Annotated in this window: 16 protein-coding genes; 15 read left to right on the top strand and 1 reads right to left on the bottom strand. The window is 32.9% G+C overall.

Translation table 11 applies throughout. From position 1 onward, the window contains the following. Window positions 1-120: 120 nt before the first annotated feature. Window positions 121-906: an energy transducer TonB gene (locus K7G79_RS09960; RefSeq protein ID WP_223551432.1), complete on the top strand. Its 786-nt coding sequence runs from the start codon at window positions 121-123 to the stop codon at window positions 904-906. 120 nt (window positions 907-1026) lie between these two features. Then, the gene (locus tag K7G79_RS09955; protein ID WP_223551431.1) at window positions 1027-3129 is read left to right on the top strand and encodes a gliding motility protein RemB; all 2103 of its coding nucleotides are present in this window, start codon (window positions 1027-1029) and stop codon (window positions 3127-3129) included. A 107-nt stretch (window positions 3130-3236) separates the two neighbouring features. Here the strand turns inward: K7G79_RS09955 and K7G79_RS09950 are convergent, their stop codons facing one another. Beyond that, entirely contained in the window at window positions 3237-4097 is an 861-nt protein-coding gene (locus K7G79_RS09950; protein ID WP_223551430.1) for an MBL fold metallo-hydrolase, read from the bottom strand. A 141-nt stretch (window positions 4098-4238) separates the two neighbouring features. Here K7G79_RS09950 and cyoE point away from each other — a divergent pair, with 141 nt between their 5' ends. The 13 genes from cyoE (at window position 4239) to K7G79_RS09885 (ending at window position 15247) form a co-directional block, all read left to right on the top strand. Beyond that, window positions 4239-5132 carry a heme o synthase gene (gene cyoE / locus K7G79_RS09945; RefSeq protein WP_223551429.1) on the top strand — a complete coding sequence of 298 codons (894 nt, stop codon included), beginning with the start codon at window positions 4239-4241 and terminating at the stop codon, window positions 5130-5132. Window position 5133: 1 nt separating this feature from the next. Then, the gene (locus K7G79_RS09940; protein WP_223551428.1) at window positions 5134-5715 is read left to right on the top strand and encodes a cytochrome c oxidase subunit 3; all 582 of its coding nucleotides are present in this window, start codon (window positions 5134-5136) and stop codon (window positions 5713-5715) included. 48 nt (window positions 5716-5763) lie between these two features. Next, window positions 5764-6747 carry a cytochrome c oxidase subunit 3 gene (locus K7G79_RS09935; protein ID WP_223551427.1) on the top strand — a complete coding sequence of 328 codons (984 nt, stop codon included), beginning with the start codon at window positions 5764-5766 and terminating at the stop codon, window positions 6745-6747. A gap of 21 nt (window positions 6748-6768) precedes the next feature. Further along, complete coding sequence (locus K7G79_RS09930) at window positions 6769-7149, top strand: cytochrome C oxidase subunit IV family protein (RefSeq protein ID WP_223551426.1); 381 nt, start codon at window positions 6769-6771, stop codon at window positions 7147-7149. Between the two features lie 67 nt (window positions 7150-7216). Continuing rightward, entirely contained in the window at window positions 7217-7927 is a 711-nt protein-coding gene (locus K7G79_RS09925) for a hypothetical protein (RefSeq protein ID WP_223551425.1), read from the top strand. A gap of 2 nt (window positions 7928-7929) precedes the next feature. After that, complete coding sequence (locus K7G79_RS09920; RefSeq protein WP_223551424.1) at window positions 7930-8676, top strand: SCO family protein; 747 nt, start codon at window positions 7930-7932, stop codon at window positions 8674-8676. Window positions 8677-8719: 43 nt separating this feature from the next. After that, the gene (locus K7G79_RS09915; RefSeq protein ID WP_223551423.1) at window positions 8720-9289 is read left to right on the top strand and encodes a DUF420 domain-containing protein; all 570 of its coding nucleotides are present in this window, start codon (window positions 8720-8722) and stop codon (window positions 9287-9289) included. Window positions 9290-9308: 19 nt separating this feature from the next. Then, window positions 9309-9527, top strand: a complete 219-nt coding sequence (locus tag K7G79_RS09910; protein ID WP_223551422.1) for a hypothetical protein — start codon at window positions 9309-9311, stop codon at window positions 9525-9527. 93 nt (window positions 9528-9620) lie between these two features. Continuing rightward, window positions 9621-10322 carry an ABC transporter ATP-binding protein gene (locus tag K7G79_RS09905; protein WP_223551421.1) on the top strand — a complete coding sequence of 234 codons (702 nt, stop codon included), beginning with the start codon at window positions 9621-9623 and terminating at the stop codon, window positions 10320-10322. Beyond that, entirely contained in the window at window positions 10315-11547 is a 1233-nt protein-coding gene (locus K7G79_RS09900; RefSeq protein WP_223551420.1) for an ABC transporter permease, read from the top strand. The genes K7G79_RS09905 and K7G79_RS09900 overlap by 8 nt, the downstream gene beginning before the upstream one ends. Then, window positions 11540-12781: an ABC transporter permease gene (locus tag K7G79_RS09895; RefSeq protein WP_223551419.1), complete on the top strand. Its 1242-nt coding sequence runs from the start codon at window positions 11540-11542 to the stop codon at window positions 12779-12781. Before K7G79_RS09900 ends, K7G79_RS09895 begins: the two co-directional genes overlap by 8 nt. 11 nt (window positions 12782-12792) lie before the next feature. Continuing rightward, entirely contained in the window at window positions 12793-13896 is a 1104-nt protein-coding gene (locus tag K7G79_RS09890) for an efflux RND transporter periplasmic adaptor subunit (protein ID WP_223551418.1), read from the top strand. A 7-nt stretch (window positions 13897-13903) separates the two neighbouring features. Further along, complete coding sequence (locus K7G79_RS09885) at window positions 13904-15247, top strand: TolC family protein (RefSeq protein WP_223551417.1); 1344 nt, start codon at window positions 13904-13906, stop codon at window positions 15245-15247. Window positions 15248-15496: the final 249 nt, after the last annotated feature.

Below are 15496 nucleotides of genomic sequence, written 5' to 3'. Positions count from 1 at the left end.
CTTTTAACGAGCTAGAAAAACGCAAAAAATAAAATCCCGTTACAACATTTGTAACGGGATTTCTTTTTGGTATGCTTATTGTGATTTTATCATAATATTAACATTTAAACTATAATTATTATGAGAATTTCAAAACATTCCCACGACTCCATTCGGCAAAATGGAGAAACCGTGAAAAAACCGCAAAAGCATGATGTAAATTTACAAAAAAACTCAACCCTTTACTTTCAAGTAGGTCTAATAGTTTGCTTATTGATTACCTATGGTCTCTTTGAAATGAAATTTGAGACGACTATACATAGGTATGTAGATTTACCATTAATTGAAGAGCCAGACTATATGGTTGACGTTCCAATAATTAAAACAGAAGCGCCTAATTTTGATGAACCACTCGAAAGAAAAGTTGTTAAGAGTCCAGTTTTAAAAGAAGTACCTGATGACACACCAGATCCTACTTTTTTTGATGAATCTCCAAAACCCAAAATATCTAATCCTATTGTTGCTCCAGACGCCTTACCAGATTTGCCTGAGAAACCCGAAGATGATAACGTTCCTATAGCTTTTATTCAAAATGCACCAATTTACCCTGGTTGCGAAAAAATCAAAACTAACGAAGCGCGAAAAAAGTGTATGTCTGATAAAATTGCAAAGTTGATCCAACGTAAATTTCATGGTGACGAAATTGCTTCAGAATTTGGTTTGAAAGGCATGCAAAAAATCAATGTACAATTCACTATTGATAAAACAGGTAAAGTTAATAGTGTTAAAACTAGGGCGCCTCACCCTAAGTTGGAAGATGAGGCCAAAAGAGTTATTAATTTAATACCAGAAATGACACCAGGAAAGCAAAACAATAAAAATGTAGGTGTTATTTATATATTGCCCATCAAATTTATGGTGCATTAAACAATACTTACTCAAGACTAAAAAACCGTTATCAAAATAAAGATAACGGTTTTTTGTTTTAACGTCCATTGTTAAAAATATAGTATCTTTCGGCATAGAATTAAAGTTTATCGAGTTACCATGAAGAGATATGTTGTGCTACTATTACTTTCACTGCAATATAGTATTTATGCACAGACCTTACAGTCTAATGAAAAACCTCCAGTGTTTCCTAGTTGTGAAGGCGTTGGCGTAGAGGACCTGCAGACTTGCTTTAACAACCATATATACATATACATATACAATAATTTTAAAGTACCCCAACAAGTTATAGATGAAAAATATAAAGGCGAAATTTCAGTACTATTCGAAGTGGATAGCACAGGCGTTTTTAAAGTTATTTATGCCGAAGCAATGTATGATGTTTTGAAGGCTGAAACTAAAAGGGTATTCTCAATATTACCTAAAATAAAACCGGCAACCTATAATGGGCGACCTACTTATAAGCAATACGCTATGGCCATTAAAATTCCTTTGGTCAATCAAAGTGAAAGTGGTGGCGGTACAGATATTTCGAAAAGCGAAATTTCAAAGCGGGCACAGATTGTTAAGGCAGAATATGATAGTGTGTCGTCTAATCTTGTGCCTTATAAAAATAAACGGTCTTCGAGTCAGTTGAATGTGCCCTTTACACACAGTTATTATGCACAGTTCGATAGAAACTTAAATCTAGTTGGCACTAACAGTCACACCGCTTCTAAACCTTTTTTGTTCGATGAGGTTTCTAAGTATTACGATTTTAATTCTGAAAAACACAAACTAGTAAAGGAAGCCAGTAATTGGGGAGGTAGAAAACTTTGGAATGAACATTTGGTGCAACTACAAGGAAAGGATTATTGGTTTACCATAGACCCTATTTTCGATTTACAAGTTGGAAAAGATACGGAGGCTGACTTTAGCTCTACATATAATAATACTAGAGGAATATTAATACAAGGGGGTTTTTGGGAAAAAATTAATTTTTATACTTCGGTGTTTGAAAGTCAAGGCCGTTTTGCACAATATGTAAATAACTATGCCGAAAGTTTAAAGGCTTTTGGTCCCGATCCAGCCATTATTCCAGGTCGAGGTATCGCAAAGCGATTCAAAACCGATTCTTATGATTACCCAGTTGCTGAAGCGTATTTGTCCTATACACCAGCAAAGTTTATCAATATCCAGTTTGGACATGGCAAAAATTTTATTGGTGACGGCTACCGCTCGTTATTGCTCAGTGATGTAGCTAGTCCTAGACCATTTTTGAAATTGAATACTAAATTCTGGAAAATAAAATATACTAATACTTGGATGTGGTTAAAGGACGTAAGGCCCGAAGTGACTGAAGATGGCGCATTTTTAACTAAGTATATGGCTACCCACTATTTAAGTTGGAATGTTTCAAAACGCTTAAATTTAGGATTTTTTGAATCAGTTGTATGGAGTAATACTAACGAAAGGGGTTTTGATGTTAACTATTTAAATCCGGTTATTTTTTACCGTGCTATAGAGTTTGAAACGGGTCAAGGAGCTGGAAATGCCATTTTAGGTGCTTCTGCAAAATTTAAGTTTAATGACAATGTAAATATGTATGGTCAGTTTATTTTGGATGAATTTTCATTAAATGACATTAAAGCAAGAGAAAAAAGTTGGAAAAACAAATATGGTTATCAATTGGGTATTAAATATTACAATGCCTTTAAGGTGGATAACTTAATGATGCAATTGGAATACAATCGTATTAGGCCATATACCTATTCACATAACACCATAATATTGAATTATGGCCATAATAACCAGTCTATGGCTCATTTATGGGGAGCTAATTTTAGTGAATGGGTACTTATAGGGCATTATAATTATAATCGCTGGTTTGCAGACGCTAAATTTATTTTTGGCAAGCGCGGTTTGGATTATAATGAGGGAACTAATAATTTTAGTTATGGGGGCGATATTTATAGAAATTACAATGACAGGCCTTCTGATACAGGAATAAAAGTGGGGCAGGGAATAAACACGAAAACCTTTTATGGGAATATACAAGCAGGCTATTTAATTAACCCTTCCACCAACTTAAAATTATTTGCAGATATTACGGTTAGAAATTTTAATCCTGATGCGATTACTAATTCAACTTTAAAAAGTGATACCGTTTGGTTTAATTTAGGATTAAGAACCGATCTGTTTAATTGGTATTTTGATTTTTAATTTTTAATAAGCAGTTAAGTTAAGGACGGTTGAAAGGTTATAAGCACATTAGTGTTTTTTACATTTTGAAACTAAGGATCTGTCAATATTTTAAAACCTAGCGGGACTTAGTTTTTTAAACTCTTATAAAACGTTCTTCTTATTTTTTCAGAAGAAATAAAATTCCAACTATATCCTAAATCGTCATATTTTTTTGTTATGGATGTGTTATTGGCAACTTCTTCTTCAGATTTACCATTATTGATTTCGGCCAATACCTTAGCCATTAAATCTTCCAGCATATTTAAAAACAGCTGATAATCTTTTTTGTTTGAGGGCTTACCATGTCCGGGGATGATTTTGGTGTCATCATCAATAAGAATCAAGGCTTTTTTTACGGCATCAATATAACCATTTACACTTCCTCCTGAATTTAAATCAATAAAAGGGTAACGTTCTGTAAAGAAAATATCACCGGTATGCAATACATTACTTTCGGTAAAATACAGCATGCTATCGCCATCGGTATGGGCATTGTCAAAATGCATAAGAGCAACCTGTTCTCCATTAATATAAATATTGAGTTTGTCACTATAGGTAATTACAGGAAGGGATTCAATAGTGTTGTTTTCTATAAGGCGAGTTCTAACATTATTATGCGCTATTATAGTGGTTTTTTGTTTGGCAACATTGGAGTTTCCCCCAGTATGATCTCCATGATGATGGGTATTTGCCAAGAATTTAATAGGTTTGTCACTTATGGCTTTAATAGCTTCAAATATCTGAGGTGTTAATCGAGCAAATTGACTATCAACCATTAAAACACCATCGTCACCAGCAGAAATACCAATGTTGCCACCTTGACCTTCTAGCATATAAATATGATCCGATAAAGGGATGGTTTTAATAACAAACTTGTCGTTTTGGGCACAGGCAATTACAGGAAAGGACGACAAAAACAGTGTAAATAATGTATTTATAGGTTTCATATTGAGGGAAATCTTGCTTAAAAAGGTTTTATAATGTAGTGAATTAAAGTATTACAAATTACAATTAAAAAAGGATTGCTCAAAATACTGTAATAGAGTATCTTTGCACTCGCTAATTAATAAGAAGGAACAATAAGTACATTGAGTAATACAAGATCTTTGTTAACAACACATTCGGTAATTTCAGATTTTAAGGAAATCACAAAAATGCGACTGGCTTTGAGTGTGGTCTTTTCTTCTTTGGCTGGATATTTGTTAGGAGCCGATATCGTAGATTTTAAAACCTTGGTTTTATTAGCTTTTGGTGGGTATTTTATGGTAGGAGCTTCCAATGCATTTAATCAAATTATAGAAAAGGATTTAGATGCATTAATGAACCGCACTAAGAACAGACCCATTCCAGCAGGTAGAATGTCAGTAAAAACAGCATTTATTATTGCCTCAATTTTTACGGTTTTAGGTGTTGTCATTCTTTATACTATTAATAAACAAACTGCCATGTTCGGCGCTATATCTATATTTTTATACACTTGTATTTATACGCCATTAAAAACTAAAACATCTATTGCTGTTTTTGTAGGGGCCATCCCTGGCGCTATACCATTTATGTTAGGTTGGGTAGCTGCTACTAACGATTTTGGTATAGAACCCGGAACGTTATTTGCACTCCAGTTTTTTTGGCAATTCCCCCATTTTTGGGCTATAGGATGGTTTTTGTACACAGATTATGAAAAGGCAGGTTTTTTCATGTTGCCAACAGGAAAACAAGATAAAGGCACTGCAGTACAAACCATAATGTATACCATTTGGACCATATTGGTTTCTGTAATACCTGTTTTTGGATTTACTGGAAAGTTACAGCTTTCAATACTGGCTGCTATCATTGTCTTGCTTTTAGGATTATGGATGCTGTATTATGCTGTTCGTTTGTTTAATGTAATGACCGAAAGAGCGGCTAAACAACTTATGTTAGTAAGCGTGTCTTATATTTCCCTGGTGCAAATAGTATATGTCATTGATAAATTTATAAACTAAAATGGATTTAACTCAAGGAACACAAGAAGAAAAAAATAGTAGGGCTAAAAAAATGATGCTTTGGTTTGGGATTATTTCACTAGTAATGACCTTTGCAGGTTGGACAAGCGCCTATATTGTAAGTAAGTCCCGGCCAGATTGGTTGCACGATTTTGAACTGCCAAACGCATTTATGGTTAGTCTATTTATTATAATAGTGAGTAGTGTTACGTTTATTTTAGCTAAAAGAGCGCTAAAAAAAGACAATAGATCACAAACCATGTTTTTATTGATGCTAACATTGGCTTTGGGCTTAGGGTTTGTTTATAATCAGTTTCAAGGATTTGGTGAAATCATAGGAAGAGGCTTTCATTTTACTGGACCAACTAGTAATATTACCATGACCTTTATTTTTGTCATTGCTTTTATGCATATTTTGCATGTGGTTGTGGGGCTAATATGTTTGCTGGTGGTAATTTATAATCATTTTAAACAAAAGTACACTCCTGCTAATTTACTTGGGTTTGAACTTGCTGCTACTTTTTGGCACTTTTTGGATGTGTTATGGGTTTTACTCTTTTTGTTTTTATATTTCTTTAGATGAATAAAATGATTATTTTTGTGCAACTTTTTAAATAACAACCATTAATATATGAGTACTACAGTTGTAAATACTGGAACAGAAGGTAAGACATGGGGTGGAGGAAATGAACCTCTAAAGGCTAGTTATGGTAAAATGATGATGTGGTTTTTCATCGTTTCTGATGCACTAACTTTTTCGGGGTTTTTAGCAGCCTATGGTTTTTCAAGATTTAAATTTATAGATGCGTGGCCAATCGCTGATGAAGTATTTACCCACGTACCATTTTTACATGGCCAGGAATTGCCAATGATATATGTGGCATTTATGACCTTTATCCTTATCATGTCGTCGGTAACTATGGTGTTGGCCGTAGATGCTGGTCATCATTTAAACAAAGCAAAAGTGACCCTTTATATGTTTTTGACTATTATTGGGGGGTTAATTTTTGTTGGATCCCAAGCTTGGGAATGGGCAACATTTATAAAGGGTGATTATGGAGCAGTTCAAACAAAAGGAGGTAATATATTACAATTCGTAGACGCTGAAGGGCATCGTGTAGCGTTAAGGGATTTTGCAATTTCTGACGGACATTCAGAAAGAATACAGCATGAGCGTAAAAGTGGGTTGTGGTTTGTTTCAGAGGGTTCTTTGCCAAGTTATACTGTTGAAGAAGTAGTTGCGGGACTAGAAGCTAATGACAATGTATTGGTAAGGACTCAATTACTAGATGAGCATGGCGAGAAAACAATATTATCAAGAGCAGAGTCACTTAAACAATTAAAAGATAATGGTAAGCTGGTAGTTGAAGGAGCTAATCTTCATGTTAATGAGTATGGTTCACCTTTATTTGCAGATTTCTTTTTCTTTATAACCGGTTTCCATGGATTTCATGTATTTTCAGGAGTTATTATTAATATCATTATTTTCTTTAATGTGATTTTGGGAACTTACGAAAGACGTAAGAGTTATGAAATGGTAGAGAAGGTTGGATTATATTGGCACTTTGTAGATTTAGTATGGGTATTTGTATTTACATTCTTCTACCTAGTATAATTATAATAAGAAAGATTTAAAATGGCACACGGACATAATTTAGCAATATTAAGAGGTTTAATAAAGTTTAAGAGCAATACCCAAAAAATATGGGGTGTATTGATATTACTCTCTATTGTAACAGCAGTTGAAGTAGTATTGGGGATATACAAACCTGAAAGTTTAATGGGCAAAGTTTTAGGTATGAAATTACTTAACTGGATATTCATTATTTTAACTATTGTTAAGGCATACTACATTACTTGGGACTTCATGCACATGCGCGATGAAACAAAAGCACTTAGACGTATGGTTGTATGGACCGCCATCTTCCTAATTTTATACTTAATCTTTATTTTATTGCAAGAAGGCGGCTACGTTTTTGATGTTTATGATAGTGGTTATGTAAAAAGAGATTTTTAGAATAAACTATAGCGTTAATTATACAATATAAGGCGGTTTTTAAACCGCCTTTTTTTATTTTTGCCAAATGAATAAAGAGCAATTAAAAAGAAATATAACCTTAGGCATTTTGTTTTTATTGCCAGTATTCTTTGTGCTTGTCATGTCCCTTTCAAAAGAAAATTTTGAGACATTGGATATTGTGAATTCCAATGTAGAGGAGATATCTTCAATTAATAAATTAGACACAAAATTAGAGGGTCATTTAACTGTGCTTGGGTTTTTTGGTAAATCGCCTAAAGACAAATCGGTTGAAGCACTTAATCTAAAAGAGGTTATTTATGATAAATTTAAAGGGTTCAAAAAATTTCAAGTTGTTATTTTAGTTTCCAAGGGCACTGAAAAAGAAACAGATAAATTATTTAAGGAAATTGCCTCATATGAAGATTTAAGGTTTTGGCATTTTGTTCATTTAGACGATAGTGATATACTTAATACGTTTCACAGCTTGAAATCTGATTTTAAATTGAAAGATGATTTAAGTACCAACAACGTTTTTATAGTTGACTCCGACCTAAATCAAAGAGGAAGACTGGATGATAGGGAGGATAGGGAAAAAGCAAAAGGTCTACCAATTCGAGAGTTGGATTATTACAGTTGTACTGAAATAGCTGAATTAAAAAATAAATTGGCAGCTGAAGATTTACGTATTCTATTTACAGAATACCGTCAAAAACGTAAAGGTAAATTTAATACCGATACCCGAAGAGCAAACGATTTAAAAGAAAAGGAGAATTAATTATGGAAAAAAAAACAAATTATTCATATATAGGTATCGCTTTTATTATTTTGGTTTTTGGAATTCTTTTTATACCTAAAATAGTTGATAGGATTTCAAATGGTGATATTATCAGAACCGAAAGTCGAAGTGATTCTGCAAGTGAAAGAAAAACTAAGGCAGAACCGTTAGCTTTTATAGAAAACAATGGCATAAAGCGTCAGGTTCCAAATTTTAGCTTTACCAACCAAAATGGCAAGATTATTACCAATAAGGATTACTTAGGTAAGGTTTATGTTATTGAATTTTTTTTTACGACGTGCCCAACCATTTGTCCTCGTATGAATGCCAATTTAGTGCAAATTCAAAATGCTTTTAAAGAATTTGAAAACTTTGGAGTGGCATCGTTTACCATAAACCCTAAGCACGATACTCCAGATGTTCTAAAGGCTTATGCCGAGCGTTATGGTATAATCAATCCCAATTGGCATTTCTTAACTGGAGAAAAGGAAGCTATATATAAATTGGCTAACGAGGGCTTTTACATCTATGCAGCCGAAAATGAAGATGTTTTAGGTGGCTTCGAACATTCAGGTAATTTTGCTCTTATTGATCAAAAAGGCTATATACGTTCTAGAAAGGATGAATATGGAAACCCCATTATATATTATAAAGGTGTTGTTTCGGAGCGTGAAAAGGTAGGTGACGATGGTGAAAAAGAAGAAATAAGTTTACTGAAAGAAGACATAAAAAAACTGTTGAATGAATAATATGTCATTTGGATCCTAGGAGTAGATGGAAGAATTTTATAAAATGGAAAAACAAGACATATCAAAAGAAAAAAAATATAATAAGTGGATTGTTGTGCTTTCCATTATTATTCCAATTGTAGTAGCCTCACTTTTTAGAATTAAAGTTGATATAGAATTACCAATTTTTTTACCACCAATCTATGCTGTCATAAATGGTTTTACAGCTTTAATTTTAGTTATGGCATTTATAGCCATAAAAAAGAAGAAAATTGTATTGCACGAAAATTTAATGACTACAGCCATATGGTGCTCGGTTATATTTTTGGTCATGTATGTTCTGCATCATATGACTAGCGATTCTACAGTTTTTGGAGACTTAAATCATGATGGAACATTAAATGATTACGAAAAAAGTAAAATAGGAGTTTTTAGATATGTTTATTTAATTATATTACTAACACATATTCTATTGTCTGTTGCGGTAATTCCTTTTGTGTTGATTACTTATATAAGAGCTATAACTAAAAATTTTGAAAGGCATAAAAAAATAGCCAGAATAACTTTTCCGTTATGGTTATATGTTGCTGTAACAGGAGTTATTGTCTATGTCATGATTGTTCCTTATTATTGATGAAACTCTATTTTGAAAAGTGAAAGCTAAGCTAACCTTATTTCTTGTTTCCTGTTTTTTATTTATAGATAGTAGTGCACAATGTGCCATGTGCCGTGCCGTATTGGAAAGTGAAGAAGGTAAGGGTGTTTCGCAAGGTATAAACGATGGTATTGTATACTTAATGCTCATTCCCTATATACTTGTTGGAGGTGTAGCTTATTTAATTTATAGGAAATATAATACGTTAAAAAAGTAACAAAAACTTTTCGGAACAATTTTTGTCACTTTTCTTTGTGCTATTAGTCTAATTAATTAGGGTATAGAACTTGATAAACCAATCAATGATACAATGTTAGAAATAAAAGAACTTCACAAGTCCTATCCTATAGGAGACTCTAGTTTACATGTATTAAAAGGTATTAATCTTTCAGTTAAACAGGGTGAAATGGTAGCTATCATGGGGTCATCCGGTTCAGGGAAATCTACATTGCTTAATATTATAGGGATGTTAGATCAGGCTGATTCTGGAGAATACATCCTTGATGGGCTACTAATTAAAAATCTTACAGAGAAAAAGGCGGCACTTTATAGAAATAAATTTTTAGGATTCATTTTCCAATCGTTTAACCTTATTAATTATAAAAATGCGTTAGAGAATGTGGCTTTACCATTGTATTATCAAGGTATGAAGCGTAAGGATCGTCAGGAATTAGCCATGTTTCATTTAGAAAAGGTTGGGTTAGTAGATTGGGCTCACCATTTACCAAAAGAACTTTCCGGTGGTCAAAACCAACGTGTTGCTATAGCTAGAGCTTTGGCGGCAAACCCTAAATTGTTATTGGCAGATGAACCTACAGGAGCCTTAGACATGAATACGTCATATGAAATTATGGAGTTTATACAACAATTAAATGATGAAGGAAAGACCATTTTGATGGTTACACATGAAGATGACATTGCTCATATGTGCAAACGTATTGTGCGTTTACGTGATGGTGTCATTATGGAAGACTCTAAAATAGACCAAGTAAGAGCAAAAAAAAATGTTTGATTTAGATATTTGGCGAGAAATATTTCAGAGTATTAATAAAAATAAAACTAGAGCAATTCTCACGGGATTTACTGTAGTTTTTGCTATAATGCTTTTTACTATTCTTTTTGGTATTGCTAACGGTTTGGAAAATACGTTTAAAAAACTATTTCTTAGAACGGCTGATAACGCAATAACTTTATATACGGGAACAACTTCTAAACCCTATAGAGGCCTTCAAATTGGTAGACGAATATTTCTTAATAATGAGGATTTGGATTTTATAAAGTCAGAGTTTGGTAGTCAAATTGAATATATTTCTGGTACGCTTACTAGAAATTATAATTTAAGGAATGCTAAGAAAAAAGGGGATTTTACTGTTATGGGAGTTGGTCCAGACTATCAATATAGTGAAAAGGCTGAAATTATAGATGGAAGGTTTATTAATTTAAAAGATTACAACAATAAAGATAAAATCTTGGTCATTGGTAGGTTGGTCGAAGATGATTTATTTGAAAGGGAATCAGCAGTTTCAAAATACATAGATTTAGAGGGGGTACAGTACAAAGTTGTAGGAGTTTTTTCCGATAATGGAGGGGATAGTCAAGAGCGTGTGGTTTATGCTCCAACTACAACCATACAAAAGCTTTATACAGGCAATAAAAAACTGGATAGAATAGTAATAACCTATAATCCAAAGTTAACTGTAGATCAAGCTCTTGTGCTAGTAGACAAGATAACACTTAAATTAAAAAATAAATATAACATAGCCCCAAACGATCAGAGAGCTTTAAGGACAGGGAATAGAATACTCACTGAAAAAAAAAGGCTTGATAATATTTCATCTAGTTTAGGAATTCTAATTCCAATAATTGGTTTTGGGACTTTAATAGCAGGTATTTTGGGGATTAGTAATATCATGATTTTTATAGTAAAAGAACGTACAAAGGAAATAGGAATTCGGAAAGCTCTGGGAGCTTCTCCTAAATCCATTGTGTTAATAATATTATTAGAGTCTATTGTAATAACAACATTTACAGGGTATATAGGATTGCTTATAGGTGTAGGTGCTTTGCAAGCTATAGGGTCAAGTTTAGAACGCTATTTTATAACAGATCCGGGTGTGAACTTATCAATTGTATTCTCGGCTACTATAGTCTTAATTTTTGCTGGGACCATAGCTGGTTTTTTACCCGCAAAAAAAGCCTCAAAAATAAAGCCAATTATAGCTTTAAGAAATGGTTAAATTTTTATTAGAAAAAGATACTTGGCAAGAAGTTATTGACAGTCTTAGTAAAAATAAACTAAGGTCTATTTTAACTATGGTTGGTGTTTGGTGGGGTATATTATTGTTAATAGCCTTATTAGGGTCTGCAAAAGGAATAGAAAACAATTTTAATGCAAGGTTTAAAAATTATGCAACAAACAGTCTATTCATTTTTAGTGGAAGAACATCAATACCTTTCAAGGGGTATCAAGAAGGTAGGCGTATTAAATTAAATCTTAACGATGTAGAAAGAATTAAGGAGAATATTAGTGGAGTAGAGTATGTTGTACCTAGTATCCAAGTACAAATGACCTTAAGCAGAAATACATTGACGTCTAATTTTACGGGTAGAGGTGAATTTCCTTTATTGGATATTTTAGCAAAGAAGGATTTGGTATGGGGTAGAAATATCAATCAACAAGATGTTGATGAACAAAAAAAGGTAATTGTTATATCAGATGATTTTTATAAGCAGTTATTTGAGAAAGGCGAAAACCCCATAGGGAAAATGGTAAAATCTGAAAAAGTAAGCTTTAAGGTAATAGGTGTTTTTGAAGCGGTAAATTTTGGTGGGCCACAAATAGATTTTGATATACCCTTTACAACTGCTCAGCAATTGTATAACCGTGGTAATGATGTTGATTTAATGATGATAACCGGTAATCCAAGTTTTGAAATAAATCAAATAGATGCCGATATTAAGTTGTTATTGAAAAACATACACGGTATTCATCCAGATGATAATAGAGCATTAAATGGATTTAACCTCGGTGATAGATTTGAACAACTAACTGGTTTTTTAATAGGGATGCAGTTCTTAACTTGGTTTGTAGGCATCGCTACTTTAATTGCGGGTGTTTTTGCTATTGGTGGTATTTTACTTATATCGGTTAAAGAACGGACTAAGGAAATTGGAGTTAGGAGGGCTTTAGGGGCAACACCATACCTTATAAAGAGACAAATTATTGTGGAGTCTGTGTCAATTTCATTAATTTCCGGAGTTTTAGGGATTATAAGCGGTGGTTTGATTTTAATGTTGGTAAACAAACTTGCAGCACAAGGCGAAGACGCTTTTATGCGAAATCCATCTGTATCGAATGGTATGGTGCTACTTGCATTAATAATTATTACAGTATTAGGCACTTTAATTGGGTTGATTCCTGCTACTAAAGCTACTAATGTTAAGCCTATAGATGCGTTGAGAGAAGAATAAATTATTATACTATGAATAAAAAATTAAAGATTGTTTTTGTTGTTGTAATGGCTCTACTGTTTTTTTGGGTGCTTCTATATTTTTACAAAGCTAATGCTAGAGCTCCTGAAATGTTTAAAACAGATCAACCATTTTACACATCAATTAGTACTAAAATAGTAGCAACAGGAAGTTTAAACCCAGAAAAAGAAATAGAGTTAAAACCACAAATTTCTGGAATTGTTGACGCTATCTTTGTAGAGGAAGGAGATTTGGTAGCTAAGGGCGATTTAATTGCTAAAATTAGGATTGTTCCAAATGAGCAATCTTTAAACAGTGCAAATAGCCGATTCAATTCTGCTAGACTATCATTTGATAACGCTAATACAATTTATAAAAGAAACAAAGTACTTTATAACAAAGGGGTTATTTCGAAGCAGGATTTTGAAAATAGTGAACTTTCTTTTGAACAAGCAAGAGAATCACTTATCCAAGCTCAAAACGATTATCAAATTATAAAAAAAGGTTCTATATCTGGAGGTAATTCAGCTAATACTAGTATAGTAGCTCAAATAACAGGGACAGTATTGGAAATCCCAGTTCGTGTTGGAGATCAAGTTATTCAAAGCAATAATTTTAATGAAGGTACTACTATAGCAACTGTTGCAAATATGAGTAATATGATTTTTGAAGGGACTGTTGATGAGTCAGAGGTTGGTAAATTAAAAGAAGGAGAACCTATGAAGATTGTTATAGGAGCTTTAGATGAAAAAGCATTCCCGGGACAACTAATATTTATTGCTCCAAAAGGCATTTCAGATGCTGCCGGAGCTGTTCAGTTTACTATTAAAGCAGATGTTGAGGTAGATGTAAAAGCTAATATTAGAGCCGGTTATAGTGCGAATGCAGAAATTGATATAGAAAGTAAAGACAGTGTTTTTAGCATAAAGGAATCACTTGTTCAGTTTGACAGAATTACTGAAATGCCTTTTGTTGAGATTAAACAGGCTGATGCTACTTTCAAAAGACAAAATGTAGAGCTGGGGTTGTCCGATGGTATTAATGTTGAGATTAAAGATGGACTGAATGATGGTGATGAAATTAAAATTTGGAATCAAGTTACAAGTGGTAATTAGGAAATATATGGACCTAAAAAATAAAATTAAATATGTAATTCTTTATGTTCAATCCTGTGTATTTTTTATTACTGCGGTTGGTTTTTCTCAAGATAAAGCATGGACATTACAAGAGTGTATCGATTATGCTTTAGAACATAACATTACGGTAAAACAGGGCAAAAACAACTTGTTGTTAAATAATCAAGACATAAAAGCAGCGCAAGGTAATTTTTTACCATCGTTAGGGATTGGTTTAAGCCAATCCTTAAGTCTTGGACAATCCGAATTATTTCCAGGTAACTTTGTCGATAGAACATTTCATTCAACCAGTGCAGGTCTAAGTATTTCCCAAAGTGTTTTTAACGGTTTTAGAAACACTTATATATATAAACAAGCACAGTTGAATTTGGAAACCAATCAATTAGAGCTTGATAGAATAAAAGATGATATTGCCTTAAATGTTGTAAATGCCTACTTGAATGTATTGTTTAATAAAGAAAATTTAGAAACCGCCCAGACACAATACGAGTTTAGTGACAAGCAACTAGAACAGGTCAAGGCATTGGTTGATGCGGGGGTACAGCCTAAAGCTAACATCTATGATGCTGAAGCAACGTTAAGTAGAGATGCCCAGCAAGTTACCATATCTGAAAACAATTTTAATTTGGCTTTATTGAACTTATCGCAATTATTGCAATTACCCTATGAAGGTTTTAATGTAGAGTTAGTTGATGTTGGAACCCCTTCTGAAAGTTTGTTATATAGCAATGTGTCTCCCATATTGGATTATGCTTTAGCAAATAGGGTTGAAATTAAAGTTGCAGAAAAGAATATTGAAAATGCCCAATTAAATACCGAAATTTCAAAAGCGGGGTACTACCCAACTGTAAGTTTGGGCTATGGGTTTAATACGGGTGCAAATTTTTCTAATTTAACAAATTCCAATTCTTTTTTTCAACAGCTTAATGAAAATAAAGGACATAGCTTTAATTTAAGATTAAATATTCCAATTTTTTCAAGATACCAAAACCAGACGGCAGTAGCTAAATCTAAAATTCAGGAAGAGAACAGTAAGCTTAATTTAGAGCAAGCAAAAATTAATCTTGAATCGAATGTTCAGCGAGCCTATACTGATGCCCAAGCTGCTTTTAAGGCCTATGAAGCTGCTAAAAAGACTTTAGCGTCACAAGAGTTGGCGTTTAATAATGCTAAAGAGCGTTTCGATTTGGGTAATATGTCAGCATACGACTTAGAACAATCACGGGTACAATATATAAATGCCCAATCGTCATTAATAAATGCGAAATATGATTTTGTTTTTAAAACAAAAGTTTTGGATTTTTATATGGATAAATTTTTAACTAATTAATCCGTCTTTTTAAGGGTATTAAAATTTTCTTTTTTCCTTTACAATCTTTGATAAGTATTTGGTGATACTTTGTTTTTTTGTTCTAAGTGAAGAACTTCAGGTATTAAATAATACATGCTAAAGTACATTTATTAAATCATATAATTTTTGGGACCTCTAGGTTATTAAAATGTTATTAATTTTAATTTAATTGTTTTTTACGGTTAGGTTACCGTTATATTTGAGATTTTTAAAATTTATGAAATTATA

It is taken from the genome of Aestuariivivens sp. NBU2969, from assembly GCF_019931125.1.
GTDB lineage: Bacteria > Bacteroidota > Bacteroidia > Flavobacteriales > Flavobacteriaceae > Aestuariivivens > Aestuariivivens marinum.
This window is presented reverse-complemented; position numbering and strand designations above follow the sequence as displayed.

What these genes read in the sequence shown, in the direction of transcription:
- K7G79_RS09960 (WP_223551432.1), top strand. Translation starts at nt 121, where the DNA reads ATGAGAATTTCAAAACATTCCCACGACTCCATTCGGCAAAATGGAGAA.
- K7G79_RS09955 (WP_223551431.1), top strand. Translation starts at nt 1,027, where the DNA reads ATGAAGAGATATGTTGTGCTACTATTACTTTCACTGCAATATAGTATT.
- K7G79_RS09950 (WP_223551430.1), bottom strand. Translation starts at nt 4,097, where the DNA reads ATGAAACCTATAAATACATTATTTACACTGTTTTTGTCGTCCTTTCCT.
- K7G79_RS09940 (WP_223551428.1), top strand. Translation starts at nt 5,134, where the DNA reads ATGGATTTAACTCAAGGAACACAAGAAGAAAAAAATAGTAGGGCTAAA.
- K7G79_RS09935 (WP_223551427.1), top strand. Translation starts at nt 5,764, where the DNA reads ATGAGTACTACAGTTGTAAATACTGGAACAGAAGGTAAGACATGGGGT.
- K7G79_RS09930 (WP_223551426.1), top strand. Translation starts at nt 6,769, where the DNA reads ATGGCACACGGACATAATTTAGCAATATTAAGAGGTTTAATAAAGTTT.
- K7G79_RS09925 (WP_223551425.1), top strand. Translation starts at nt 7,217, where the DNA reads ATGAATAAAGAGCAATTAAAAAGAAATATAACCTTAGGCATTTTGTTT.
- K7G79_RS09920 (WP_223551424.1), top strand. Translation starts at nt 7,930, where the DNA reads ATGGAAAAAAAAACAAATTATTCATATATAGGTATCGCTTTTATTATT.
- K7G79_RS09915 (WP_223551423.1), top strand. Translation starts at nt 8,720, where the DNA reads ATGGAAAAACAAGACATATCAAAAGAAAAAAAATATAATAAGTGGATT.
- K7G79_RS09905 (WP_223551421.1), top strand. Translation starts at nt 9,621, where the DNA reads ATGTTAGAAATAAAAGAACTTCACAAGTCCTATCCTATAGGAGACTCT.
- K7G79_RS09900 (WP_223551420.1), top strand. Translation starts at nt 10,315, where the DNA reads ATGTTTGATTTAGATATTTGGCGAGAAATATTTCAGAGTATTAATAAA.
- K7G79_RS09895 (WP_223551419.1), top strand. Translation starts at nt 11,540, where the DNA reads ATGGTTAAATTTTTATTAGAAAAAGATACTTGGCAAGAAGTTATTGAC.
- K7G79_RS09890 (WP_223551418.1), top strand. Translation starts at nt 12,793, where the DNA reads ATGAATAAAAAATTAAAGATTGTTTTTGTTGTTGTAATGGCTCTACTG.
- K7G79_RS09885 (WP_223551417.1), top strand. Translation starts at nt 13,904, where the DNA reads ATGGACCTAAAAAATAAAATTAAATATGTAATTCTTTATGTTCAATCC.